Source organism: Aureibacter tunicatorum, from assembly GCF_036492635.1.
Classification (GTDB): domain Bacteria; phylum Bacteroidota; class Bacteroidia; order Cytophagales; family Cyclobacteriaceae; genus Aureibacter; species Aureibacter tunicatorum.
Genome location: NZ_AP025306.1, coordinates 343,216 through 369,228, shown reverse-complemented (window position 1 = coordinate 369,228; position 26,013 = coordinate 343,216). Strand labels below are relative to the sequence as shown.

Genomic DNA, 26,013 nt, shown 5'->3' with positions numbered 1-26,013 from the left:
ATTGCCAATTGAAAATGGAAGCCATATAACTTCCATTTTCTTCAATCAACTAAAAACTTGATTGCTTTTGCTTAAACCATTCCACAGCACCATCCAAAACCTCATCTTTCCCCTCTTGTACTCCTTTGACAGTAGGTTTAATTTCTATATCAGGCACAATGCCAATTCTTTGAATTGCTTTGCCATCAGGGTAAAACATCCCAAAAAAAGTATAGCAAGTAAAAGCTCCCTCAAATAGCTCAAAACCTATCACATTCCCATCGGCTCCTGACGTTTGGCTTCCAATCACAGTTGTCTGGTCAAATGACTGAAAGTACATCGCCATTGTTTCCGCAAAACTTTGACTCTCTTCATTCACCAGCACAATTAACTCTCCTTCATATTTATCAACGCCTCTTTCAGTATACGGAAAATGCTTCAAACTCGCAGAATATACAAGCCTGCCGGGATGACTTCTAATCGGATTGTAAAACTTTGCAAACAGCCTTTCATCTTTTTCCAAATGCTTTCTAAAGCTATACCAAGGAATCTTCGGGTAGTTTCTTATATCCACTATGAGCGCTTTAGTGTCTTTTATTTGCCTCATGACCAAATCCAAACTATCAGGATTTAAGCCTCTCAAATTAATATAAGCTATATCATTATCTATCAAACTCCACGACTGCTTTCCCCAGTAATCTTTCTCAAACTCATCATTAGTATAGCGCCTAATCACCTTTTTCTCTACACCCAAATCATCTCGGGCAAACTCTATTTCCACTTCGTCCGTAACTCCTCTCCCCAGATACCCCCAAGTAAATACCAGATCCTTTCGACTATCATTTGAACTCGATATATACTTTTCATTTTCTTTGTAAATCTCAGAGATAGTTTTGCCATCAACTTTAGTGATAACATCCCCTACCCTGATGTCATCTTGTATGGCTAGCGAATCATCAAAAATAAGATAAACCACTGCTTTTCCATTGATAAGCTTAGTACTGAATGGTGTTTGATATTCTCCAAAATACTTCGTCAATACCTCAGAACTTACATAAGCGTGGCTATCCTTAATTTGACAAACCAATTCCAATAATAACAAATGAAAGTCTTTCTCCGAATCACAATACAAGAACTTAGGTATAAACTCTTGCAATACAAAGTCCCAGCTCTTTTCTAGTGTGTATTTGTGAGGATAGAAATATTCAATAATATTCCAATACCTGAATAGAATCATCATCCTAAAGCTTTGGTTTTGCCATTGATCGGATGTGTATAATTTTTCATTAATAAGCCCCTTTCTGACACCACTGGATTTTTTTTCAAACTGCAGATAATGATTTTTCCTGCCCTTATAACGGTTTCCCTCAATAAATCTCAAATTTTCAGACAAACCGTATGCAAACAAAGTAGTATCCGACAACCAAGTAAGGTCATAATTATCATCGAAATAATTCTCCTTATTTTTCACATCTTTATGCTTGATTTTTTTCAACTTGCCTTGCTTAAGTAGCCAAGAATTCAGCAAGTTTGAATAATCGGTTTTAGCATAAACAGCTTTTTGGGATTCCATAATTTCATAAAGCTCATTGTCCCAATCCACTTCGCCCTTTGCCACTTGTGGATGATAATATTTTAAAAAACCCCAAACTTTCGCTAGCCTATACAACTTATCGGTTTCGGATAATTCTTGCGCCCTTGATATCGAATTAGAAAACATTAAAAAGGCAAGCGCTATTACGAATTTCAAAAAATATGATTGAGTCATAAATGTTATTTAGTTAAATTTAAACACTACATAATCAAAAATTCAAGATTAATATGGTAAAATATCATCTAAATAGTTAAGCATTTCAGCTTTTTCTTCTTAATTTTCTTTAAAACCGAAAAGATCAAGCATTGAAAACTTTCAAAGTTTTAAAAAAGCAAATCATTCAGCATGCAGGTGAATTCGAAAGCCATGTGTATAAAGTAGAAAGCGGTTTGCTGAAAAGTTATTCCGTGGATGAGAAAGGCAAAGAACATATCTTCATGTTCGCTCCAGAAGGCTGGGTAATCGCTGACGCAACTGAACAAGGAATGCCAACCGGCTTGTATATAGAAGCCATAGAAGACTCTGAATTGCATGTAATAGACAAGAATATCGCACTTCAAAATTCGGATAAAAAAGCCTTGTCCAGAAGAATAGAAGTGATGCAAAAACGCATAATCATGTTGATGAGCTCATCAGCAATAGAAAGGTACAATCACTTTATCGCAACATATCCTAAGCTTACACAAAGAATCCCTCAAAGAATGATCGCTTCTTATCTTGGCATCACACCAGAAGCTCTAAGCAAAGTAAAAAGCCAGAAATTAAAGCGACAAAACAGTTGAAAGGCTATAAAACAACTGCACTTCTGATAATCTTAATCTAGATTAATGCTTGCCGAAACATATACATTTAGCTTTGTCACAAACAAAAAACCAAAAATACATTGTGATGAAGTTACACGAAAGTCAAATCAGCAAAGCAAGAAAAATTTCAGGCTATGTCTTATCTATTTTGCCGTCATTAATGATCGTTTTTAGTGGCAGCAATAAAATACTGGGCATTGAATGGATGGTCGAAGCGATGAAACGCATTCCTCATATTGGAGAAATGACACTATTCATCGGCATGCTCGAAATCGCTTGCGTGATTATATATTGGATTCCAAGAGTCAGCAACATCGGATTTTTTCTATTATGTTCCTATACAGGCGGAATCATTGTCGCAGAAATTGTCGCTAATTATTCCCCCTTGCCTGGAATAATGCTGGCAATATTTCTTTATACAGGCACAATGCTTCGCAAACCTTCTCTTTCTGGATTAAAGCTCTAATTAAATACTCATTTCTTGTTAATCTAAAACATAGCATTATGAATCATCAACAAACAACAGTTGCCAAGCCCGCTTACATGATCGCATTTGTGCGTATAGAAGATCATGAATCTTTCAATGAAATCTATCTAAACCACGCAATTGCCATCGTTGAAAAATATGGAGGCAAAACTTTTGCAATGGCTGAAAATCCGCCTTCATTGGAAGGCGAAATACCAAAAGGAAGATTAGTAATATTGGAGTTTCCATCTAAGGAAAATGCTTATGGATTCTACAATGATCCGGAATACCAACCATTGAAAAAAGCCCGTCATAAGATCAGCGATAGCGATTCAGTCATAATAGAAAGGTTCTATTAAGTAGAATACTCTCTGAAGGTTCTATTCAGAGAGTATTTTTTCAAGTCGTATTTCTTAAATATTGACAATCACAAACACTAAGCGACTCATTCTGTTTTCTAATTAAATACAGAAAGCAAATTAAATTGGTAACAATAGAGTATGACAAAAAAGCGAATGCACGTTCCTCCTTTGGATCTACTCGTCGATTTAAAAATAATACTCCTGTATCATGCAAATTACCGCCTGACATACAAAATTTGCCTCCTATACAAGCCCAATTCAGGCCTGCAAGAATCAAAAAACTAACATATGGCCATGCTTGCAAAGCTAGCAAAGAACCTACTCCCGTATACTCTATCAAGCTATCGGAAAATCGCACCATAATTATCGATGATGAAAAGTTCTTGAAATTCCATTCCGGAGAAATGAAAGGCAAATGGTATGCGGGTTTCAAAAGGGGAGTAAAAGAAGATTTTTGGGTAAAAGAAGAAAACATTGAACTACCGCCTCCAGACAAATCTTTTCTTCAATTTATGAGAATGTTTGAAGAATGCAGAACTCGAAGGTTCTATGGCGAACCCGGCTATGATTACTCAACAACTTATCAAAAATACCTATTCTCCAAATATGTACGATCTAGTCATTCGAAGCCTTTCCACTCAGAGAGCGATCAAAAAAAATCCGTTCATGAAATCTTGGAAGTAATTAAATCTCGTCCAACAAGCAACTTTAAACTTACACTTAAAGGGAAAAAAGATATATCCTTAGATGCGTCAAAATTAAGGGAAATTGCATCTTATGAGCCTTTCTTAAGTTATTTCTACGGTTTGCTGGCTCAAAAAAAAGACCCTGTCAGCGATAAAAAAACAGACATTGCAACGCCGTCAAGACCTTTTAAGTTCGATGTTTATTTAAATGTCAAAGGCCCTTATATCGGTGAACTTGTCCGTAGAATAGCTCCACTGCTGGATGACAAAGAAGTCATCGGCGAGCTCGCTGTCAGAAAACTCACAATCGCGCCACTCAGAGATTTGCATATGAGACCGGATTCATTAGTGCTGAGAGTCACAACAGAGTCGGGCTTGGAAAGAATCAAAGCATTCATCTCAAAGATTGGCGAAGAGCATCCCGAATACTTTTCCAATGAATGTCTCAGGCTCACCGAGCCCTTTAGCAAAGGAGCAAGTTGGGCTGAAGATCCTTGGTTTGACAATGTGTGGGATATGGATGACCATTTGCTAGTAAAAGTCGGTGAATTTTTGGACATGATTGCTCTGGATATCAGCGATCATAAACAAAAAAAATCCTTCTTTGGCTGGAGATCTGGAGATTGGAACGAAATGGAACAGCTTCATCGCGACTTGCAACTCCAATGGGTAAGAAAAAGCGGAAGCCACCAACAAATAGATCATGACAAGCTCAGCAAGCTACATCATATGAGCTTGAGGTTAAGCGCTACAAGACTCAATTATCAAGTTGTAGAATGGCTGGAGCATTACCAATATTATAAAAAGAAATATGGGAATAAAGATCGTTTAACCTTCTTAGGTTTGAGAACTGAGGCACTTGGGCAAATCGCCAGATCATTCATCCCCAATCAGGCAGATGCTTTGAGAGCATTTATGAAAATAGCCGCTGACTTGGGAATTGATATCATTCATCCACACAGAAATAGATCCATAGCTCCTTACAAAGAGGAAGGCATGCTTGTCATCGAAACGGCTCCAACAACAAGCCAGCCATTTGAAAGTCCGGCAGCATTTGATAGCGATATGTTGGAATTTGGACAAACACAAAGCGACGGAGCTTGCGCAAGCCCTGAAGCAGGCATCAGCACAGTTTATATGCGGGATATTCCAGAAACAACCCGCCAAATCTTAAGAGCCAGCAAAGAAGAAAAAGAAAAACTGCATCTAAACGCTCAAGCTCATCAACAACTAGCCAGACAGCTCGAAGAAGAATTTGACGAACTCTAATTTTTACACATTACCAATATTTTTTTGTCAAATAACTTTTAATTCAATTTCATCTTAAATGTATAGGAAAGCTTAACCTATGCCTCAAAAAAGAAAATTGAAAAAAGAAGATGAGAAAAAAAAGTCCCCGCCAGTTGCTGGGGCTAAAGGGGCAAGCAAGCTTCCACCCAAAGATTTTGAATTTTCCATGGAAGTCATCAAAGTAGGCGATACATATGTTGACAATACGCCCAAAATGCTTCCCGACTTAACACCTAAACCACCAGAAGCGTCAGAAACAGACAGAGGTTTTGAAGATTCTACCCACTTTCTAATTGAAAACCCAAAAACTTTAGCTCTGAAAGGTAAAAAAGTAAGCCATCACCCTTTAGAGCCACTCGCTTCAATTGAAGAAGAGCGACCTGTAAAAGAAAAACCTAGAGAATTAAAATCCACCGCCTCGGCTCTTACACCGCCAAGTTCCCGGAAATCATATCACCCCGAAAGCGAACTGGAACAGTCCATGTATTTTCAAGGCGCTGAACCGACGATCAAACCTGGAAAGAGAAAAGAATTAACAACAATGAAAAAAGGTGCCGGAGTCACTTCACCGGAAGAGCTTCCTTTTCCTCAAATGCGCATAGGCGAGCATGAAGCATCTTTGGAGGCTTCCATGCTTGGAGATGACTGGGCGTTTATTGACGACTCAGCTTCGATTCCTTCTTTTGTACCACCGACTAAAGCTAAATCAACCAAAAAAGCCGCTACAAAAAAGGGATCTGCCAAAGCTTTAACCGACGCTGACCTTTTCAATACATTTTTTGAAGTGCCTAGGCAAAAAGACGCTACTTACAGAAGCTATCTAAAAGTAGTGCAAAAAGAATTTGATGAAGTAAGAAGAAAAGGATATAAAAAAGGTGCATCCGATCACCTGAAAAATCTATCATGGTGCATTAACAGAATAAAATCCAGCGCTGAACACCGATTAATCAGCGAAATAGAACATGCAAGAACTGGCGATCAAATTGATATGAAATGGGTGATGAATAAAGCAAGGGCTGCTCTGAAAAAAGATATTCCTCAATACAAAAACCCCTTGCTTACTGAGGAATATTGCGAAGGAGCTCTTCATTTGTCATTCCAAGAAGTCAGTGCTAGAGAAGAACTTCGTAAAGCATTGATACAATTCGACTCGCCAATGGTAAGTGAATATTTAGAGTTGTTCAACCCCGAAACCATGGATTCGGACTTCTTGCAAATTTATGGAAACGGCTTATTCAAACCCAACCAATATCATCGAGGCTCAACCTATTATGATATCGATGTGTTGAAACAGGCACTGAAAAAAGCCAGAGAGCTATATACAAATTTCAAAAGTCGAAACTACCCTGTTGATTTCAGAACCATTTCCAATGATGATGTGACAAAAATGATGATGGAACTTCGTCGCTGGGTAGAGCAAGAATACACTTCTGAATTCGATTCTTATACATACAAAGGAATTATGATGCGCGCCATAGCCGCTTTGGATGGTTTTGTGAGTTAATGCGCTTAAAAAGAGAATTTCTTTCTATTTTCAATTTATATCAAAAAACTCATAGCACACCTTATACAATTATTTGCAGTTAAATACAATATATCAAGCTTATATCGTTATCAAAATAACCAAAAATGACTTTTTAAATACTATTACTACTTTGAAATTATATTTATATGAGAAACTATTTTTTGTTATTTTTCCTCATGTCATTATCCGTGACTTTAGTTGCACAAACCCCGACATTAAAAGTCTCTGAAAATGGCAAAAAAACAAATCTGGAAATACAAAGAATGCATGTCAGTGTCGAAATCATTGGCAATATCGCAGTAACAACTTGCGATATGCTTTTTGCTAATCATACCAACTTGATCCTCGAAGGCGACTTTGTTTTACCCTTGAAAGCTGATCAGGAAATATGCAGATATGCGCTTGATATCAATGGCGAACTGAGGGAAGGCGTAGTGATCGAAAAAGTAAAAGCTCGTCAAACATACGAAACCATTGTAAGACGAAAAATTGACCCTGGCATTATTCAAATTACCAAAGGCAATATCTTCAAAACACAAATTTATCCGATACCCGCAAATGGCACAAAAAGAGTAGTCATCGCGTGGTCGGAAAACCTGTCTACAAAAAATAACCATTTAAAATACACACTTCCACTTAATAGCGACCAATCTATAGGAAATTTCAAGCTGAATGTAAATGTTCTTAACAAGAACCTTGAAGTTAATGATAAAATTAATCATCAAAACTTCTCCTTTGACAAGCAACACAACTCTTCTATATACAAATTTGAGAGAAACAATTACATCCCATCAGAGGCCATTACATTCGCTCTACCCAAACTGGATCATGACAAATTTCATTTATTTACTCATGAAGAACAAGGAATCACATTTTTTCAATTACAAACATCTATTCCCGAACTGTCCACTTCCTTAAAGCCAACCCCAAACCGTATAGCTATTTATTGGGATATTTCATCTTCTGCAAACAATGACCAAAAGCTCAAGGAAAAAGAATTTCTGAGTCAGTATCTGCAAATGATTTCAAAATATAATCCCAAAGCAAAAATTGACTTATACTCATTTAATATTTATTCAAAATACATAACTACTTTTAAATTGCATAATAACCATGATAACATCATGGAAAAGGTAAATTCGCTCGAATATGACGGAGCTACCCAAATTGACAATATCTTTTCAACAATAAAAGATTATAAATACGATGAAATTCTTTTATTTTCAGATGGCATCAATACTATAGGCAAAGATAAAATATATCACCCCCTCGTCAAGAATGAAATTAGTTTGATTCCTATTCATACAATAGTTTCATCTCTGGGAAGCAATTATAGTTTATTAAAACGTGTTTCAAAAGAAAGCGATGGTCGATTTATAGATTTGCATACCCAAGATATTGATCAAGCCATAAATGAGTTAAATGTCTCCAAGGAAAAACTAATAAACATCAAAGTTAAAAATGGAAATGCAGTTGAAATATACCCTAAAACACCTTATGTAGTAGACAAAGAAATCTTCATAACCGGTAAAATGATTGGAGAAGAAGCCATGCTAATTTTGAATTTTGGCAAAGATGGAAGAATCACCCAAACAAAAACCATAGCCATCAGTGCTAAGAAAGCTAAAAAACATCATTGGGCCAAAAGAGCTTGGGCTTCTGGAAAACTGGATGAATTATCGATGAATTATGAGACAAACAGATCTGAGATTTTAAATCTGAGCAAAAAACATAGCATACTAAGCAAAGGAACTTCATTTATCGTGCTGGATAATCTTAGAGATTATGTTACGCATGAAATTGTACCTCCACCAAGCATGCAAGAAGCTTATTATCGAATGTTAAAGCGAAAACCAATACCTGCCAAGGTATCTCATGAACAAGTACTTGCCTTCTCCCAAAACTACATGAATAAACTATCTTATTGGTATGACAATACAAAAATTTCTCAAAAGAAAAAAACTAATTTTCAAATGGATAGCGACTTGGAAGAAGTCATAGATATTCCACAAACTACTCAACCCCCTCCCCCTCCTGTTAATTTTTCAAATGATGAAAGAGAGGAAGAAATCGAGGTTGACTTTGATATTGAAATAGAAGAAGATTCCGAACTTGAAGAGGTTATACTTGAAGAGGCTCCCATGGAGGAAGAAGCTGTAGAGGAGTTTTCAAATAATAGTTCTAATTCAATAAGAATGAGAAATAATAGCGGTAGAGCTGGATATTTAAAAACAAAAGAAAATATTTCCAATAAATCTTCTATTAAATTACTGCCATGGGAATCGAACGCGGAATATCTATCTTTTATCAAAAATGCCTCTGATGAAAATCTTGAATCCATATACTATAGCCTAAAAATGCAAAACCTTAAGCGTCCTGCGTTTTTCATTCAAGTAGCAGATTGGTATTTTCTACAAGGCAAGAGTCAACGAGCAAGTGAAATTCTTTCCAACATCGTCGAAATGGATCTTGAAAATCCGGAGCTATTAAAAACAACAGCAAGACGTTTTAGGCAAGCGCAGCAATATTCTTTCGCCATAGAGTTGTATAAAGAAATATTAAAGTTACGACCTGAAGAGCCTCAATCTTATCGAGATCTAGCTTTGTGTCTTGAGGAATCAGGTGATTATCAAGCTGCATTTGATCATTTTGCCATGATACTAAATAAAGAATGGGGAAGATTTGAGCCAATCAAAGAAGTTGTACTTACCGAAATCAATCATTTAATAACTCTCCACAAAGATAGTATTGACACGAGCAGATTAGACTCATCTCTTATAAAAGAAATGCCGGTAGACATAAAAATTGTGATTGACTGGAGCAGCAACGACAATGATATTGATCTGTGGGTGACAGATCCACGAAATGAAAAGTGTTATTACAAAAACACAACAACAAAAATCAAAGGCAAAATCAGCAAGGATTTTACTCAAGGATATGGTCCCGAAGAATTTTTGATCAAACAAGCAATTTCAGGAAACTATATTGTTGAAATAAATTATTACAGCGAATCTAGACAAAGAATCACTGGTCCAGTAACAGTATCCGCAACCATGTATACCAACTATGGACGCAGTAATGAGAAAAAAGAGCAAAGTACCGCTCAATTAGAAACTGGCAAGAAAACCTTAAAAATCGCTGAATTGGCTTTCAAGCCTGACTCGATTTAATCTAAAAACAATAATAACTGGCAAAATATTACTGCCAGTTATTAATTATAAAGCTCTGATAATCTGACATTAAATAAAGCTGAACATATCCATATTTTCCATCAACTTTGATTTGTATAGTAATTAAAAATTATACTTTCCACTTTTACTTTTAGATGGCGAAAAACACCCAATAAATTGTGGGTGCTTACCAGCTGGAGAGAGAAGCTGAATTGAAACAAAGGATTCTCGCTTCAGCTATTGAAGATGCTGAAATCTTGAACGCCAAATATGTCGATAACGAACTTCACCTTTCCAATGACCCTGAAAACTACTTTAGAATATTCGCTGAGATTCATAGCAATTCTTTAGTTCAAAAAATTGGGAATGATTATCTAATATCCATTGGAAAAGTGATTGGCCGACAAAACGAAATGTATGATGAAAAAGAAAGACAAAACGACATACACAATATTTCTACTAAACAATATCAGCATACACTGACGCTAAACATACCTGAAGGTTATGAATGCAAAGGTCTTGAAAGCATCAAAATTGACAACAAACTCGAAGACCAAGGAAAAACTCTCGCTATATTCAAATCGGACTACACGTATGAAAATAATCAGTTAATTATTACCATTGATGAAATTTATTATGAACTGCATATTCCAAAAGAACTTTATCAAGGTTACAGAAAAGTTATCAATTCTGCTGCCGACTTTAACAAAGTCACATTAGTATTGCAAAAAAGAAGCTTATAAAAAAGGTAATGATATCGAAAAACAACTCAAGCGGGATTTTCGATATCATTCGCTTACTTTCAATCAACCTCTCCTTCTCAAATATTTTGTCTTCACCAATTGGCCTAGAATAACTTCAGATTTTTCCAACTCGAAATCGAGAGGCTTTTCCAAATCGCTGAACAAAGGTGCCCCATCTCCCAATAAAACTGGTATCGTGGTGACCGTCATTTCATCAATTAGGTCATTCGCTAAAAAATTCTGTATTGTAATACCTCCGTCTATATACAATCGATTCAAGCCTCTGCCATTCAACATCTCCATAATTTCTACAGGCTTGCCCCAAACAAGTTCGGCTTTATCACGAAATGGCATGGGAATCTCGCTCATCGTGCTACTCATGACAAAGACAGGGACCGTGTAAGGCCATGCCACATCAAACTTGCAGACAGTCTCAAAGGTGTTTCTCCCCATTACAATAGCATCTACCTCGCTTATAAATTCGGAAAAACCAAAGTCCGAATTTTCAGGATTAGGAATATTATGAAGCCAATCCAATCCACCATTTCTATCCGCTATAAATCCATCCAGACTTGTAGCTATATATATCTTGTTGCATCTTTCCATTATCACTTGAACTCAAAGAACTGTTCCAGAGTTTTATTTTACAACATATTGATTCATAAATACTGTCGCTCTCCTTTTAAACAAGAAATTCTGCATAATAAATTGCAAGAAACAACAATCATCATTACTTTATTAGTAATCCAACACTAACTGTAACATAAATATGGATATTGACGGCCAGTCCTTATATATTATATCTAATGAAAAATGGAAAAGCATCAAAAAAATGGCTATTTTAAAACCATTCCTGTTACATCCAGTCCATTATTACTAAAATTAATCGAAACGAAATATATTAAAAACAGTCTAAAGCACAAGGAGATATATTTTGCCTTAGGCGAAGTAATTATTTTAGACAAAAAAGAGTGGTTTCCTTACCAATTATTGAAAATAAAAGATGAATTCATAAGAATTGAGATAATGATTTTAACCTGTAAAAATTGCAATCATATCATCAAGTCAGGGACAATCGCCGATCCAGAGCTATATATTGGCACTCTCTATCATAGAAAATCAAAAATAATTACAGATCGAATAAAAAGAAAATTCAAAAATAACCACTGCCCGTATTGCAATTCAAAACTAATGTATTACACTATTTGGACAAGCAATTGAGTCATCCAGCATTAGCTTTTTTAGCAAACATCCTTCATAATACTAGCTGTATATACCTTCTGATTTGATCTTTATCAAAATGGTAGTTAATCGATACGCAATGGTATAAGCATAACCTTTACTTCTTCGGACATTTGCATTGTCAGAAAATGAAAGACTATGAAAAGTACTAAGGCAACGCTTATAATCATCTTCGCAATATTTTGCGGACTACATAATTTAATCGCTAAAGAAAACACAAACGAAAAAATCATGATACAGCATATCAGAAACGCTACTTTAAAAATCGACTACGCAGGCAAAACGATTCTACTTGATCCTATGCTTGGAGCTAAAAACAGTTTCATGTCATTTGTAAAGGAAAATAAAAATTTGAACCCTACTGTGGATTTGCCCTTCTCTATCGAAGATGTGATAAAGGGAACAGATATGATTTTGCTTACACACTCGCATCTTGACCATTTTGATGCCAAAGCTATGGAGGTTCTTGATAAAGACTTGCCAATTTATATTCAACCTTCTGATGAAAAGCTGGTGAAAGACGCTAACTTCAATCAAGTGCATATTGTTAACTCATCAGCCGAATTCGCAGGTATTCAAATCATCAGAACTACGGGAGTTCATGGTCCTGAAAACGTGAAAGATATGCTTGGCAAAGTTTCCGGCTTTGTATTGAAAGCAGAAAATCATCCTACAATTTACATTATCGGTGACTGCTTGTTTGATAATGAAATCAAAGAAAATATCAACCGTTATCAACCTGACATAATAATCACGAATTCTGGAGGTGCGATATTTATGAATGAAACTATTCTAATGGATGCTCAAGCGACTATAGATTTAGCCAAAATGGCTCCTAAAGCAACTATAATCGCTACACATATGGAGTCCCTAGATCATTGCACTGTTACTAGAAAAGAGATTCAAGCTAAAGCCCAAGAGCAAAACCTAATCATTCATACTCCAAGTGATGGAGAAAAAATCAAACTTTAACCCATTAACCTCCTATCAACTGAAAGTCCGCATACTCTTTGCGGACTTTTAATATTTAAACAAAACAATAATCGCTCATGCAACTTTGACTAGTAATTGAAATAGTAACCTAGTCAAATTTAAAAGCTATGAAAACGATTGTAATCACAGGCGCGTCTTCAGGTATTGGAAAAGCCACAGCAAAACATTTTGCACAAAACGGTTGGAATGTTGCAGCTACTATGCGTACACCTTCCAAAGATAATGAACTTTCCGCTGTAGAAAACATAAAGCTTTACCCATTGGATGTCACGAATATTGAAAGCATCAACAAAGCCAAAGACGATATTCTTAAAGACTTCAATAAAGTAGATGTGGTGCTCAACAATGCTGGATATGGGCTTTGGGGGCCATTTGAAGCATCCACCGATGAGCAAATCAGACGTCAATTCGAAACAAATGTATTCGGAACAATGAATGTCATCAAAGTTTTTCTACCTCACTTTAGAGAAAACAATCAAGGACTCTTTATCAATATCGCTTCCATAGGAGGACTTATCACTTTTCCTTTAGTCAGTGCTTACCACGGCACCAAATGGGCTGTTGAAGGATTTTCAGAAGCGCTCTCGTTTGAACTTTCTGATATTGGAATTCGAGTGAAAATCGTTGAGCCGGGAGTTATTGAAACAGATTTTCAAGGAAGATCGCTGGATTGGGCCAAGCAAGAAGGCCTGACTGCTTATGACAAAACCATCGAGAAATTCAATAAAGCCATGGTTTCCATGAATCAAGGCTCAAGCCCTGCGACATTAGTTGCTGAAAAAATATTCGAAGCGGCAAATGACCCATCCAATAGACTGAGATATCTTGCAGGAGCTGATGCTGAAGAACTATTCAAACAGCGTAGACAAGCTGGAGATGAAGTATTTGTTGAAGGAATAAGAAAACAAACTCTTGGTGATTAACCCTTTCAAATCTTGAAAACACACAAGTAATAGCCATTCGCAATATTACATAGTTCAAGAAACCTTATATTAATAAAAAAATCTTCTTATATTAAAGATTATACAGATATGAGAAGATTTTTTATTGATGATGAAACATGAAGCTTATTAAATCAAAACAACTTAAAATAATCAGCTTCATTTGTATAAGCCTTGTCATGCTAAAACTAACAATTAACGGTGTTGAAATATATAAATTCTCTTTTAGATATTCTGAAACAAAAAGCGATGCAGCGATAGTCTTGGGAGCCGGCACTACTAAAGGTAAAGTATCACCAATTTTCAAAGAGCGACTTAACCACAGCATGTACTTGCTAAGAAAAAAAAGTGTAAACTACATCATACTCACAGGAGGAATCGACAAAAATCAAAAACGATCAGACAGTGAAATTGCACGAGATTATTTAATAAACAATGGCATCTTGGATAAAGATATTCTTATTGAAAAACATTCAAAATATACTATTGAGAATCTAATTGAAACCAAAGCAATCATGGATTCTCTTAATCTAACATCAGCATTAGTTATTTCTGACCCATTGCATATGAAACGATCCATAGAGCTTGCGAAAAACTTAAAGATTAAATGCCAGCCATCTCCTACCCCTAGCACAATGTATCGGTCATTTGTGCCAAAAGCAAAGTCATTAATATATGAAACGATATTTTTTTCTCTTGGAGAAGCAACTGGACACAATTAAAGATAAATCAAATGAAAATCATACATGCTCTATAACCGCAAAATCAAATCATCGCATTCAAGTTCCAAACCATCCTATCGAATCATTTCAATTACATTCATCATCTCATTAGTGACGATATCCATTGTTTCTCTATTATATATTACTTTAAAAAATACTCAGGAAAAAGTACTAGCATCCTATCATGGCAGATTTGGGCTATATGGGGAAACATTAACCTTATTTAAAAATGGATCATTGACCTTAAGGTACCATGGTTGCAGCCAATCCAAGGGAGCGATAAAAGGCTCATGGACAAAAAACAATGGCTATTATCATTTTGATTTAGATGAGAAAAATGACTTTATGGACTCAATATACTACTTTTCAGACAGCAAGCTTATTCCCGATGATACTAGCCAAAACGTATTTTATATAAACAACGATGAAGCTTATTAGAAAAAACCATCCCAGTTGCCCAAGACGGTTTTTACAATCGATTCAAACAAACATTCTTCAGGCCGTTGCCATTTTCCTTTGTTTGGCAGGCTTTTTCTTCCTCCCCCAATACATCAAAAAACCTGTGACAGGCAAACTTGCAGCCAATAAACTTGCGATAAAAGCGATGATTTTCCCTGCCAAACCGCCTATAGCACCTATATGTATATCATAGTTCATGCGAATAACTTTATCGGCAAAATCAGCATTTTCATACGCTCCATAAATGCTATTCGTGCTTAATTCTTCAAGAGTTCTTTGGTCATAAAATCTATAATCCATATCGTAATGCAAACCATCGCTATTAGCCATTTCAACCAGAATTCCCGTTGTGTCATTTTCTGGAAAATGCAATTCATAAGACTTCGCCTCAGAATACCTATCCATCAATATTGGCACTAATTCATCAATCGGCTTGACTGGCACTCCTGCTTTTGAAATATTTTCAGGGTAGACAAAACGCGGATTTTTATCGCCGCCAGTAGCCTTGAATACTATAAAATAAAACCATCCATAAGCCATAACACACCCCGTAAATGCAAGAGCAAAAGCCAATGAAGAAGCATAAAACCCGATGATGGTATGCAAATCAAAGTTCTTTCTCTTCCACTTAGTCGTTGATTTCCAAAGAAAAACAAGTCGTTGTTTCAGACCTTTCTTATTCTTTGGCCACCAGAGTACTATACCGCTAATCACCATTGACAAAAATATCAAAGTGGACAAAGCGATAATATTCTCACCAATATCCTTCGGAAGCCATAATCTGGTATGACCTTTCAATACAAATGCGAAAAATCCCTTGAAATGATCCTTAACTCTGATTACCTCACCAGAATAGGGATTCAAATACACGCTATGGTAAAACTCAGGTTCTTCCTCATAAAAAACCACTTCCAAACTTTGCGACTTGTCTCCATAGATAATCCCATGTATATGCCTGCCCGGCAATGCAGTCAATGCAATTTCTTTAGCTTTCGTTGCTGCGATAAAAGGTTTGCTCTCCTCTTTAACCGATAAATGCCAAGCATCCAAAGATTCTATTTCCTCTTTGAAAGCCCAGCAACAACCTGTCACAGAAACAACAAAGACCACCACACCGGTGATCAATCCCAAGTACAAATGCCAATTGTACCAGTTTTTTTTCGAACGTTTTTTAACCTTGGACTTCTTATCCTTGGCCATTTCTTTAGTCAACATTTCCTCCAAAAATAAAAGAAATCAGCATTGGAGCCCAACACCACATAAGGCCCCAATGTCTGATTTCATTGCGTTAAATTATCTAAGTTTAAAAAATCCCTTGATTGTTTTGCCATTGATTTTGGCACCTTTCACAGCTGTCGCTGTCTCAACATCAATTTGATAAACATAAGCGTCTTGTGCAGTTTCCACACTTACATATGCTTTACCTTCATCCACCAACAATGGAGAAGTGTAACGTTTAGCATGCAAAGGAACGTCCTTAACATCCGTTGATGTTTGCGCAACTAAATCAATAATAACCAACTTCTGGTGAAAAATTGACCTGCCATATGCAGCCCAAGCATAAATTGGCGCTCCTTGCTCATTTACTTGAGTAATATCACTATACAGGTGATCATCAACTAAAACTCTCGCTAATACTTTATTGTCACCTACATAATCCATCCAGAAAATTTGACCACCAGCCACTTCTTCAGTATTAATGAAATAGTTCTCATCAAAATCATTGGTTGCGTTATTAATTCTCAAAATACCTGATGGATTTGTCGAGGCAGGAGCGAATCCACTTGAAAGAGTTCCGCATGAGTAAGAATACAAATTCTCATCATCCGCCAAAATCAAACCTGTAGTAAAGCCATTCGTACCAATATTTGACGTTCTATTATCCGAAATAATCTTTTCAGGAGTAGCGGTAACATCAGGATAAGGGTAAACAGCTACATAAGCATTATTTGGATCAGGATATGAATAACCTCCCGTAGCATCCACAACATGAAAAGGAACATATAACTTATCTCCTCTAACCACCAATGCTGACGGCAAAGATTTTTGATCTTTTTCCTGATCAGTATAAATTTCTAAACTTACTTTTTTAGTCACATTCCCTGTCTTAGCATCAACAAAATACAAAAGACTATTATCAAAACCTTGTCTGTTCGTTTCAATAGCAAGCATCGTTTTATTGTCGCTAGTATGACCGAAAATCTCTATCGCATTATCGAAAATGAATGAACCTCCATTTTCAACAAATTTATCATCATCCGCTAGTGTGTATGACCTGCAAATATTATCTCCATAGCCAGACACAAATACAGTTTTATCAACTGATCTAACGAAATTCCACCCTAAGAATTCATATCCTTTTCCTTCAGCAGTAATCTCGCCTTCCATCAAGTCAATTCCACCAATCAAATATTCCGTTTCAGCAGGATCTCTTTCCGCGTCAAGTTTTAAATAAACACCCCATTCCAATAACTCTGGATCTGGTTCTGGCTCCGGTTCTGGAGTTGGTGTAGGCGTCGGTGTAGGCTCGTCAGATTCACCATTGTTACATGCTGTGAATGTTAACATGCAAGACAATGCGAACAAAAATATTAGGTTTAGCTTTTTCATTAGTTTATTGGTTATAATATGTTATTTTTTGATTAAGTATCTACATTTAATATAAAGTGCCCTTCCCGGCTTTTGCACCTTGAAATTATCATAAGCCAATGCATCAAACACATTGTTGCAAACAATGGAAATATTATATTTACCTGATAAAAATGAATAGTCAATACTCGCTGAATGCATAATTTGGCTCGGAACTACCTTTTTGCCTTGATTCCCATTTTCAGGTTGGCTTAAAAAAAATTCTTGCGTATGAGCTGTCTGCCATTGAATAACCAGATTCTTGTCTATCCTTTTTGAAAATAAATTATATCGGGCAACCACATTGCTGAAAAACAATGGTTCATTTTCCACGCTTGCTCCAGAAGCGTAATCCATCTTTTGATTAGTCAAATTGGCAGTTAAACTTAAGCTCTTTGCATAATTCAAATTAAAGCTTAGTTCAATTCCTTTCGTGGTAACAGCATCCAAATTCACATACCGAGTATTCACAGGATTAGGAGCTAAAAGCCTGATTAAATTCGAAGTTTCTCTCCAATAACCATTCAAAGCCCATTGGAAATTGAACTTTGAAACAAACAACCGATAATTAAGCTCCAAATTATAATTGTAACTTTGTTCGGGCTCTAATTCCAAATTTGGATTCACAAAAAGTCCATCACCTAAAAATTCATATCCCTCAGGGACTCTATAAGCTTTTTCAAATGATGCTTTCAACATCAAATCATCAATAATATCCCAACCACCAGTCACACCATAGCCAGACATTTTATCTGATGAGCTTATATTATTAACAACATCATTATCTGTAAAATTCAATTTTGTATCATACCAATATTGCTTCCCGAATAATTCAGCACTCAAAGAACCTTTATTATTACTGATCAAATATGATACTCCAAGCACATGTTTGTTTACTTGGCTTGGTTCATTAAAACTAGTGTTAAATTCATTTATGTCGTCTTTTCCAGTCCTTATTATTTGATTTTGGCTGAAATTAAGCTGAACCTTATGATTTGAATTAATATCATAAACCAAATACTGATTAGCTCTTAACATTTTGTCAGTGATCGTATACAAAGTCTTATTCTCGAAATACTCGGCATCGGCTAAAGTATCAATCACTTGATTTTGCCAATTAACTTGATACCCGCTAGTATCAACAAAAGAGTCTTCCACCAATCCATAATTTGCAAAAGCCGATACGTAAAATCTATCAAAGCTCTTCTTGTAATACATAGATGCGACATTGCTATTGCCTTTTCCATGAAAAGAATGATAAGGCTTTGTTATAAAGTATTCTGAATGCTGTAATTCTTTTTTATAATCAGCTCTCAACAAGCCTATTGATAATTCATCAGCGTATTTTTTCTCGATCAAACCCACTTTGACATTCACCATTCCCGAAGTATATGCTGAATGAAATCGATCAAAATCTCCAGAATCTCCAACATTGCCCAAATCATCTTCCAAGGGCATGTCATACATTTTGTAATTATTATCGGAATAGTTGAAGTAGGAATACAGTTTCACAAAATAACCCTTATCCGGCTTGGAGACTTTTCCATTTATAGCTCCCTGATGTGTATTGAAAGATCCAAAGGTATAAGATGCATCCAATAAAGTCCCTGGTGAATTATCAGTAACAATATTAATCGCTCCACCTAACGCATCTGAACCAAACTTGATTGGAACAACGCCTTTGTATACTTCAATATTCTCTATAAGAGTTGCTGGAAAATTGTTTAAAGCCAATGACGCTCCATAATTCTCCATAGGCACTCCGTCTATAAAGTACCTTATTTGATTGCCAGACAATCCATTAAGAGAAAGATCAAAACTTGATCCCATTCCTCCAGTCTCTCTGATAACCACTCCTGGAAGAGTTTTAATCATCTGATTAATGTCAATAATAACATTTTTCAATTCATCGGTTTTCAGCAACTCCACATTATAACCTATCCTTTTGTCTTCCTCGGCTTCTGACTCTGCCTCAACCTCAATAGCATCCAATGCCATAGCGTCAGGCTTAAGCATGAAATTTATTTCTAAATGCATCGCTCCATGGAAACTAACCATTTCTGTCATTGGCTCATATCCCACAAAACTGGCTTCTACTTCATATTCGCCATTTGGGATACCCTCAATTTGATAATTTCCCTGAGCATCAGCGTATCCACCTTTTGAAAGCCCTTTGATTTCGACAGCCGCAAAGCTCAGCGACTCGCCTTGATCATTGGAAACCTTACCCGTTAGCGTGGCTTGAGCCCAGGACAAGCTTCCCCAAAAACACAGCAGTATGCTAGCGATCAAGGTTTTCTGCAATTTCTCCATTTCAATTTTTTCTTTCGAAAATCCTTTTAAATACAAACTGATATGCTATATTCGCATCGTTGTTATTTTTATTTATATCTAATCCAAATAATAATTAATCGCAAAACTAACCGAAACCACTAAATAAAAATGACGATTTATGGATAAAAAAGAACGAAATATGGATTCTTTAGACACCATAGTACAACAGCATAATAATTTCATTATATCTCATGAAACAAAGTCTAATAAAAAAATTGAAAATGAACTGTACATAAAAAAATCAAAACTAAACCCAATATACTTCAATGGCTATCAAAATAGTTTTATTCTTAAATACCATACAATCCATGTTGTAGAGAGAGTAGCTAATCAAAATGTAACAACTTCTGTCACTGCTGATGCATCATTTTTTCAAATGCACTACCTGCTCGACGGTGAAGCGGTATTGGACATGAATGATCAAGAGCAAACGCTTAGAAAAGATGAAGTGTTCATAGTCGATAAAGAAGATCTCAACATTAATATCAGCTATATTAATGGAAAAAGGTATAAAGAGGTAGTTATTCAATTTGATGAACAATTTTTCATCAATAATGGAATCCCCTTGTCAATGCTTTCCTCCAACACACCAAAAGTATCAGCTCTCAATGAGGAAATGAGCAAAATTGTGCTTTCTATATTTTCCAATAAGTGCGTAGGAATAGTAAAGAAAATATTTCTCGTCGCTAAAGTTCTGGAGTTAATAGTCTTGCAACTTAAACAAGGAGACGCTGACAACTTAGACAATGAACATCGTAGCAGTAAAATAGTCAGCAAATTAATCCAAATCAAAAATAAAATCGATCAAAACCTATCCGAAAATCTATCCATAAGCTCGCTTGCGAAAAGCTCAGGCATAAATGAATTCGCATTAAAAAATGAATTTAAAAACGCTTTTGGCAAAACAATTTTCCAATATGTCACGGAAAAAAAGATGCTTCATGCTAAAGATAGGCTTATGTATTCAGAGCTTAGTATATATGAGATTGCGGAAGAAGTCGGATATAAAAACGCAACGCACTTTACTGCCGCATTTAAAAAAATAGAAGGACTTACTCCTAATAAATTCAGGAAACAATACTTGGAACAAAACTTATTGACTTCCACCTAAAAGTCTATGCTTAACTCCAGCTTCGAGCACGAATATTGAAGTTTTCAAAGCATCTATCTCAAACAATAATTTCAAATGGAAAATAAATTAGACATCAAGCGACTTCCGCTTCATTTGTTTTTTCCCAATCTTCCTGCTATTCCTTTTGACTTGAAGGAAACTGCTATTACACTCATAAAATTGATAGGAAGAGCTCAAGAAACCAAGCAAGCACAGATTGGACTTTCAAATGAATATACTATCAAAGGAAAAACAGCCAATGCGTATTCGTTTCTATATGGTGGCAAAGCTATGGACCATCGCGAATCCGAACTAAAACGATTGCAATCTGAATTGATGCAAAGCAACGATTCAATTTTAAAAAACATCGATTTGGTCATTAACAAATTGAAGCTAGATGAAAATGACTGCGACCCCGAAGATTCATTAACTCATTTGTCTTTAGACCAAGCCAGCCAGTATTCCATATCTTGGTCAAGTTACGGCAACACGCACAGAGATGCGTCCAAAGAACTGCTAAGCCATTGGGCAAGTAGTCTGACCAATGCGCAGGAAGCAACAAAACAGTTTTTTCCCAATATCGCTTCTTTTGGCATTGCCTACAACTTGATGATTACCCAAAAAGTAACCGCAAAAAATATCCAAAAACTTAAAGCTGATTATAAAGAGCACTGGTCGGAAAAAGTGAATCAACTTTACGAAAAAGGGCTTCTCTATGTAATAGACATGAGCATTTATAAAATGCTAAAAGTAAATACAGTCAATAATTCTGAAAGATTTACGCCGGCAAGTTTCATATGGTTGGAACAAGACCCAAACACCTTGGAACTTACTCCATTCGCTATCCATATTTCGGGAAAAGACAATACCAATGCCACGTTTTTTGAATTAGGAAAATGCACAGACTCAGCTTGGGTCTACGCTTTGCAGGCCGCAAAGACTTCAGTGACTGTTTTCGGAATTTGGTCGGGCCATGTTTACCAATGGCATATCGTTACAGCGGCTATGATCCAGTCGATGTTTGACAATATAAACTCTCAACATCCCATTTACAAGCTACTTGCTCCGCAATCAAGCTCATTGATCGGTTTTGACAATGTATTGTTATTGCTATGGAAAGAAATCGCTCCCCCAACTTCCATCGCTACATCTTTCGAGTTTTTGGAATTAAGCAATGCCTATGCTAAAAATCGAGATTTTTTCGACGATGATCCGGCAAATACTTTGGAATCATTGGGAATTTCCGAAAAAGATTTTTCTTTGAATACACCTTGGGATAAATATCCCATCATAGCCTACGCTCTAGATGTCTGGCGAATCGTCAGTGAATATGCCAATCAATTTGTAGACAACACTTATAGTAACGATCAAGATATCATCAATGACCAAGAACTCCAAAACTGGATCAAATCATGCGGCGATAAAAAAGAAGGAAATATGCAGGGGCTTCCAAGTATGAATAGTAAAGCCAATCTAAAAAGCGTGTTAACAAGTTTTCTTTACAGAATTTCCATACACGGAATCTCACGGATGGAAAACACCGCAAACCCGGCTCTAACTTTTGTTGGCAATTTTCCTCCTTGTTTGCAAAAATCCGAGATTCCAAACCCCAATGATGAAATCTCTGCAAACGAACTTCTTGAATACTTGCCCAACACAGGGACTATTGGTCAAATGGTGACATTTTATTATACCTTCATCTACTCTGCCCCATACAATTCTCTACTCCCTGTAAAAGGGATACAAGATCAATTATTTTTTGGAGAAGATCCGCAATCCCCAAACAATATAGCTCTTCTACAATTCAGGGCCAGTATGAAAGAATTCATGAATGCATACACCCAAAATAGCAATTTGAAAAGCATGCCTGTTTCAGAAACGCAAATTCACCAATGGCCAATGGATATTGAAACTTGACATTGAGCTTTTAAGTCTCGCAAGCAATGATGAAAGCAAATTAATACTTGCGAGACTTTCATTTATTTGAGTTTTCAAGCAATTGTTATGATTATGATCATAAGCTATGAAGATTTGTTGCGGTTATTTTTAGTAATGCAAAGTCAAGTTCAACACTGTTGACACTTGGCTTGTTTAACAGTCAACAAATCAAACTATTATGATCAAACAAGAAACCATTGATATCATACATGCAACCGTTCCTGTTTTGGAAAAATACGGCGAAACCATTTCTAAACATTTTTATAAAAGAATGTTTGAAAGGCATCCTGAGTTGAAGAACATTTTCAACATGACCCATCAAGCCAAAGGCGATCAACCTAGAGTTTTAGCGAATGCGATATTGCAATACGCCAAACATATCGACAAATTGGAAATGCTCAACGGAACTGTGGAGTCCATCGCCCAAAAGCACACTAGCTTAAGCATTACACCTGAGATGTACGATATTGTCGGTGAGAACCTTTTGGCCGCAATCAAAGAAGTCCTTGGCGATGCAGCTACTGATGATATTATAAATGCTTGGGCTGAAGCCTATGGAGTTTTAGCTGATATATTGATTAATAGAGAGGAAGAAATTTACCACACCAAAGAACAAGAAAAAGGTGGCTTTAGAGGTATTAAGGAGTTCATTGTCGACAAAAAAATCAAAGAAAGCGAATCGATAACATCTTTTTACCTCAAACCATATGACAATAAAGGCATTCCTGACTTCATTCCAGGACAATACATAGCCATTAGCCTTAAAATCGACGAAGGCCATCTGCATACCAGAAATTACAGTCTATCTGACGCTCCAAACGAAGAATACCTACGCATAAGTGTTAAAAAAGAAGGGTATCATCCCAAAGGAATCGTTTCAAACTATCTTCATGACCATGTAAATGTCGGAGATAAAATACAAATAGGCATTCCAGCGGGTGTATTCACGCTAAAAAAAGGAAAACATCCCATCCTATTAATATCCGGAGGAGTAGGAATAACACCTTTAATCAGCATGTACAAAGTAGCGAAAGAACAAGGACGTAAAGTCGATTTCATTCAGTGCGCTAAGAATAGCAATCTCCATGCATTCAAAACTGAAACGCATAAAGACAGCACTATCATCTATGAAGAACCTCTCGAAGGAGACTCTTTTGACCATAAAGGGAGTATTAACAAGGAAGTTATCAAGCCTCTATTGAATAAAGAAACCGAAGTTTACTTTTGCGGCTCAAAGAAATTCATGGAAAATGTGCTTCAAATACTCCAAGACTTAGGAGTCGATGAAAATAAAATTCATTACGAATTCTTTGGCCCCTCCGAAGTGCTGCAAAACAAACACGAAACCACTGCTTAACAAAAAATAAAGAAAGCGGCTGCATATTTCGCTTTCTTTATATAAACTGCTCAGTTGACAGTATATAACATTTATTTTTAATATATGAAAATTCTGATTTTAATGTTGCCACATAACATTTGATTTTTTGCCATATGACAAAAAAGCCTAAAAAGGTACTTTTTTATTATTTTTTGTGATTTTTATTTAATATTTTAAATATATCATTTCAGCAAAACCTCGTTGAATATGGATATTTTCATTAAATACACTCACAAAACACTAAACTATGACAAAAGAAATCATTTTCTTTTTTATCAGCACACTTGGAGTTTTCAACTCATTTGCCATCAGCATTTATTTTATTTTTATCAAAAAAAGACTTTCTTTCCATTTTAAACTGGCAGGGCTAAGTATATTTCTCATAAGTATTCAACCTGCTATTGACTGCCTGTATTTTTTTGATAATCATATCCCTGAATTTACCCTCAAAATCAGTCTTTTGGCAAATTTCTGCTCAACAGTAATTACTTACATACTACTATCAAATGATAAGAATAAACTAAGCACAAAAAGCATCTCCCACATAATCTCATGTCTTATCATCATTGTATCGACAAGCGCATTGCTGCTTATTCCTTCAAAAATCGATCAATGGGAGACCGGACTCAAACACATAGTGTTTACAATTCTTATCATATATTTATTTAAAAGCGGATTATTGATTTCAAGTATTTATAAACACAAACCCATTACCTGTGTCCGTAGACTTCGATTTATCATCTTTGGATTGCTAATAGGAGTATTCGCAAGCTATGGCATAGCTCTTATTTCCTTTACTATACTTAGCCCGATAAGCTTTACTTTAATCTCATTCATCGCAATCATTCTATATATGCAAAAACATAATATAGAAGAATCAAATGCAATTCTCAAAACTCCAAAAGTTGAGAATTCTAAAAACAAATGGGAAAAAAGCCATGCCGAGAATTTAATTCAAAACCTAAAAAACTATATGGCAAACTCCAAATGCTACAAAGATCCAAATTTAAAAGTCAGCGATGTTGCCAAAGAAATAAATATTCAACCTTACGAACTATCCCATTTAGTCAATAACTACATGGGACGCAATTTCATAAACTTTATAAACGAATACCGTATCAATGAAGCTAAAATATTATTGGATACTCAAGAACACCTTACAGTTGAAGGTATTGGGTATGAATGCGGCTTCAATTCCAAATCAACTTTTTTCACAACATTCAAATCCAACACGAATTTAACCCCATCCAAATATAAAAAGCGGAATAAAAAAGTTCGGATTTCAAAAGAAGAACTACTAATTGCAAAATAAGTACTTTTTATTAAAATATTTTCACAAAATTTACATAAACAATAACACAACTAGATTGATTTTCAATCATTGTAAATTTGATATTAAATAAATTTCAGGATGATAATAAAACCAAAATCTCCTGATAAAATCGCTGTCTACAATGTTAAATCAGACACTGAACTAATACTATTTAAGCAATCATTAATAACAGAATTTTTCTCAGAAAACTAATTTACCGCATTAGCAATTAAAAGTATTTACGCTACCAAATGAATATAAAACGCTATGTGCTATATTAAAAATATTTTTAAATAATAGACCTAAAACCCAATGGTCTTGAAAATTGGGTTATACT

General features: G+C 35.8%; 21 protein-coding genes. 16 read left to right on the top strand and 5 right to left on the bottom strand.

The genetic code is table 11. The features are described 5' to 3' along the window. Positions 1 to 49: 49 nt before the first annotated feature. Positions 50 to 1,747 (bottom strand): S41 family peptidase, encoded by a 1,698-nt coding sequence (locus AABK36_RS21485; RefSeq protein ID WP_309942081.1) that lies wholly within the window; start codon positions 1,745 to 1,747, stop codon positions 50 to 52. A 131-nt stretch (positions 1,748 to 1,878) separates the two neighbouring features. Here AABK36_RS21485 and AABK36_RS21480 point away from each other — a divergent pair, with 131 nt between their 5' ends. The 7 genes from AABK36_RS21480 to AABK36_RS21450 all read left to right on the top strand — a co-directional run bounded on the left by AABK36_RS21480 (position 1,879) and on the right by AABK36_RS21450 (position 10,618). Next, positions 1,879 to 2,355: a Crp/Fnr family transcriptional regulator gene (locus AABK36_RS21480; RefSeq protein ID WP_309942084.1), complete on the top strand. Its 477-nt coding sequence runs from the start codon at positions 1,879 to 1,881 to the stop codon at positions 2,353 to 2,355. 106 nt (positions 2,356 to 2,461) lie between these two features. Further along, positions 2,462 to 2,842 (top strand): DoxX family protein, encoded by a 381-nt coding sequence (locus AABK36_RS21475; RefSeq protein WP_309942086.1) that lies wholly within the window; start codon positions 2,462 to 2,464, stop codon positions 2,840 to 2,842. Positions 2,843 to 2,880: 38 nt separating this feature from the next. Further along, entirely contained in the window at positions 2,881 to 3,201 is a 321-nt protein-coding gene (locus tag AABK36_RS21470; RefSeq protein ID WP_309942088.1) for a DUF1330 domain-containing protein, read from the top strand. 125 nt (positions 3,202 to 3,326) lie between these two features. Continuing rightward, complete coding sequence (locus AABK36_RS21465; RefSeq protein WP_309942090.1) at positions 3,327 to 5,159, top strand: hypothetical protein; 1,833 nt, start codon at positions 3,327 to 3,329, stop codon at positions 5,157 to 5,159. A gap of 79 nt (positions 5,160 to 5,238) precedes the next feature. Further along, the gene (locus AABK36_RS21460; protein WP_309942092.1) at positions 5,239 to 6,684 is read left to right on the top strand and encodes a hypothetical protein; all 1,446 of its coding nucleotides are present in this window, start codon (positions 5,239 to 5,241) and stop codon (positions 6,682 to 6,684) included. A 167-nt stretch (positions 6,685 to 6,851) separates the two neighbouring features. After that, complete coding sequence (locus tag AABK36_RS21455) at positions 6,852 to 9,875, top strand: VIT domain-containing protein (protein WP_309942093.1); 3,024 nt, start codon at positions 6,852 to 6,854, stop codon at positions 9,873 to 9,875. A 179-nt stretch (positions 9,876 to 10,054) separates the two neighbouring features. Beyond that, complete coding sequence (locus tag AABK36_RS21450; RefSeq protein WP_309942095.1) at positions 10,055 to 10,618, top strand: hypothetical protein; 564 nt, start codon at positions 10,055 to 10,057, stop codon at positions 10,616 to 10,618. A gap of 63 nt (positions 10,619 to 10,681) precedes the next feature. Here AABK36_RS21450 and AABK36_RS21445 read toward each other — a convergent pair whose 3' ends face one another. Then, on the bottom strand, positions 10,682 to 11,224 hold the full coding sequence (locus tag AABK36_RS21445) for a dihydrofolate reductase family protein (protein WP_309942098.1): 543 nt from the start codon (positions 11,222 to 11,224) through the stop codon (positions 10,682 to 10,684). A 207-nt stretch (positions 11,225 to 11,431) separates the two neighbouring features. On the opposite strand from AABK36_RS21445, the gene AABK36_RS21440 reads away from it, so the two are divergent. The 5 genes from AABK36_RS21440 (at position 11,432) to AABK36_RS21420 (ending at position 14,954) form a co-directional block, all read left to right on the top strand. Then, positions 11,432 to 11,839 carry a hypothetical protein gene (locus AABK36_RS21440; protein WP_309942100.1) on the top strand — a complete coding sequence of 136 codons (408 nt, stop codon included), beginning with the start codon at positions 11,432 to 11,434 and terminating at the stop codon, positions 11,837 to 11,839. 159 nt (positions 11,840 to 11,998) lie between these two features. After that, on the top strand, positions 11,999 to 12,832 hold the full coding sequence (locus AABK36_RS21435; protein ID WP_309942102.1) for an MBL fold metallo-hydrolase: 834 nt from the start codon (positions 11,999 to 12,001) through the stop codon (positions 12,830 to 12,832). Positions 12,833 to 12,960: 128 nt separating this feature from the next. Next, positions 12,961 to 13,776, top strand: a complete 816-nt coding sequence (locus AABK36_RS21430) for an SDR family oxidoreductase (protein WP_309942103.1) — start codon at positions 12,961 to 12,963, stop codon at positions 13,774 to 13,776. Positions 13,777 to 13,973: 197 nt separating this feature from the next. Further along, positions 13,974 to 14,516, top strand: a complete 543-nt coding sequence (locus tag AABK36_RS21425; protein WP_309942104.1) for a YdcF family protein — start codon at positions 13,974 to 13,976, stop codon at positions 14,514 to 14,516. A 24-nt stretch (positions 14,517 to 14,540) separates the two neighbouring features. Next, on the top strand, positions 14,541 to 14,954 hold the full coding sequence (locus AABK36_RS21420) for a hypothetical protein (protein ID WP_309942106.1): 414 nt from the start codon (positions 14,541 to 14,543) through the stop codon (positions 14,952 to 14,954). A gap of 57 nt (positions 14,955 to 15,011) precedes the next feature. On the opposite strand, the gene AABK36_RS21415 is transcribed toward AABK36_RS21420, so the two are convergent. The 3 genes from AABK36_RS21415 to AABK36_RS21405 form a co-directional block, all read right to left on the bottom strand. Next, on the bottom strand, positions 15,012 to 16,190 hold the full coding sequence (locus tag AABK36_RS21415; protein WP_309942108.1) for a PepSY-associated TM helix domain-containing protein: 1,179 nt from the start codon (positions 16,188 to 16,190) through the stop codon (positions 15,012 to 15,014). 78 nt (positions 16,191 to 16,268) lie between these two features. Next, positions 16,269 to 17,585, bottom strand: coding sequence for a DUF4374 domain-containing protein (locus tag AABK36_RS21410; protein WP_309942110.1), 1,317 nt, complete (start codon positions 17,583 to 17,585; stop codon positions 16,269 to 16,271). 21 nt (positions 17,586 to 17,606) lie between these two features. After that, a complete protein-coding gene (locus tag AABK36_RS21405; protein WP_309942112.1) occupies positions 17,607 to 19,916 on the bottom strand; it encodes a TonB-dependent receptor in 2,310 nt (769 codons plus the stop codon). A 139-nt stretch (positions 19,917 to 20,055) separates the two neighbouring features. On the opposite strand from AABK36_RS21405, the gene AABK36_RS21400 reads away from it, so the two are divergent. The 4 genes from AABK36_RS21400 to AABK36_RS21385 all read left to right on the top strand — a co-directional run bounded on the left by AABK36_RS21400 (position 20,056) and on the right by AABK36_RS21385 (position 25,676). Next, positions 20,056 to 21,048 carry a helix-turn-helix domain-containing protein gene (locus AABK36_RS21400; RefSeq protein ID WP_309942113.1) on the top strand — a complete coding sequence of 331 codons (993 nt, stop codon included), beginning with the start codon at positions 20,056 to 20,058 and terminating at the stop codon, positions 21,046 to 21,048. A gap of 75 nt (positions 21,049 to 21,123) precedes the next feature. Next, positions 21,124 to 22,965: a lipoxygenase family protein gene (locus AABK36_RS21395; protein WP_309942117.1), complete on the top strand. Its 1,842-nt coding sequence runs from the start codon at positions 21,124 to 21,126 to the stop codon at positions 22,963 to 22,965. 199 nt (positions 22,966 to 23,164) lie between these two features. Then, a complete protein-coding gene (gene hmpA / locus AABK36_RS21390) occupies positions 23,165 to 24,343 on the top strand; it encodes an NO-inducible flavohemoprotein (RefSeq protein ID WP_309942120.1) in 1,179 nt (392 codons plus the stop codon). A gap of 268 nt (positions 24,344 to 24,611) precedes the next feature. Beyond that, positions 24,612 to 25,676, top strand: coding sequence for a helix-turn-helix domain-containing protein (locus AABK36_RS21385; protein ID WP_309942123.1), 1,065 nt, complete (start codon positions 24,612 to 24,614; stop codon positions 25,674 to 25,676). Positions 25,677 to 26,013 lie beyond the last annotated feature (337 nt).